This is a genomic window from Plantactinospora sp. B24E8, assembly GCF_039871735.1.
In the GTDB taxonomy this organism is placed as follows: Bacteria; Actinomycetota; Actinomycetes; order Mycobacteriales; family Micromonosporaceae; genus Plantactinospora.
In genome coordinates this window covers 1-1791 of record NZ_JBDPMH010000073.1, presented here as the reverse complement: position 1 = coordinate 1791, position 1791 = coordinate 1, and the positions used below count along the sequence as shown (strand labels likewise).

Sequence of the window (1791 nt, the reverse complement as noted above, 5' to 3'; positions counted from 1 at the left end):
GAGCAACCCGATTCGCCCGCTCATTCACCTCCCCATACGACAACTCCACACCACCCGCCACCACCGCCACCGCACCCGGCGACCGCACCACCTGAGCCTCGAACAACTCATGCACCCGAGCCGTGACCGGAACATCCGGCAGCACGGCCGGGGCGAGCACCAGGGCGCGCTCCTCCGGGGGCAGGCAGGTGGCCCGGGCGTCGCCGTCGACGTCGGCGGCCATCGCGGCCAGCACCGCCCGGTACATCGCGGCCAGCCGCTCGGCGTGCTCGGGGGCGACCACGCGGGTGTCCACGGCGAGGCCGACGTGTCCCACCCGGACCGACACCGCGAGCGGGAACTCGGTCGGGCTGTCGTCGATGCTGGCCAGGTAGTCGACGAGGTCCCGGTCGACCTGGTCGAAGTCGAGGTAGATGAACATGGTGTCGAGCAGCCGGTCGCCGTCGCCGAGGTCCTGCTGGATCGCCGGCATCGGGTACTGCCGGTGCCGCCACATCTCGGTCTCCCGGGCGAACACGTCGGCGACCAGGCGGCGCCAGCTGCCGGCACCCCGGTCGAAGCCGATCGGCAGGGTGTTGAGGTACATGCCGTAGACCCGGTCCGCGCCGGCGACCTCGGGCCGGCCGTGCAGCACCACCCCGGTGAAGAAGCTCTCCGCGTCGGTGAGCTGGCTGAGCACCTTGAGGTGGGCGGCGAGCAGCACGCTCTTCAGCGAGGCCCGCGCCGCGCTGGCGAGCGCCCGCAGGTTGTCCTCCAGGTCGTGGAACGGCACCGCGGTCCGGTACACCGTGCGCGGGCTGCCCGACGCGGCACCCCATCCCTCGGGCAGGGTGAACTTGGCCCGGCCGGCCACCATGCCGTGCCAGAACTCCCGGTCCTCGGTCGAGGCGAGGGAGCGCAGCTCGGCGGCGATGAAGTCGGCGTAGCGCAGGTCGGGCAGCTCGACCGGCTCCGGGGTGCGCCCCTGCCGCAGCGCCCGGTACGTGTCGAGCAGCTCCATCAGCAGCGAGTGGTGGCTCCAGCCCTCGATGATCGGGTGGCACTCGGTGACCGTCAGCCACCAGGTCTTGTCGTCGACCACGTGCGCGTACAGCCGCAGCAGGGGGGCGCGGCCGAGGTCGAAGAGGGTGGCCCGTTCCCGGGCGGTGAACTCGCGCAGGGCCGCCTCCACCGCCACCTCGTCGAGGCCGCGCAGCTCCCGTACGCCGAACGGCATCTCGGCGGATCCGTGCACCACCTGCATCGGCACCGCGTACGTCGCCAGGTCGATCGAGGTCCGCAGCACCTCGTGCCGGGCGACCGTCGCCGCGATCGCCTGGCGCAGTTCGGCGCCGGAGAACGGCTGTTCGTCGCGGATCCGGAACGAGGTCACGTTGTGGTACGCGTGGGTCTCGGTGTCGGCCAGCATCTCGACGACCATGCCGGCCTGGACCCGGGACAGCGGGTACGCGTCGACCGCCCCGGCCGGCAGCTTGGCCCGGTCGGCCGCCGAGATCAGGTCGAACGGCGCGACCCGGGTCTCCGCCTGGGCGGCCGGGGCGTCCCGTCCGACCAGCACCTCGGTCAGCTCACCGACCGACCGGTACGCGAAGACGTCCCGGACGCTGGCGTCGTAGCCGGCCTCGCGCAGGGCGCCGACCAGGGCGACCGCCCGGATCGAGTGACCGCCGAGGTCGAAGAAGCTGTCGTGCACCCCGACCCGCTCGACCCCGAGCACGTCCCGCCAGATCGCCGCGACCCGCTCCTCCACCTCGGTACGCGGCGCCACGTAGACCTCACCTGTCGGCAGCG

Annotated in this window: 1 protein-coding gene; it reads right to left on the bottom strand. The window is 72.7% G+C overall.

The window, feature by feature from the left end; genetic code table 11:
- Positions 1-1791: condensation domain-containing protein (locus tag ABGB21_RS36795; RefSeq protein ID WP_347681760.1), on the bottom strand; the 1791-nt coding region annotated here is incomplete at both ends.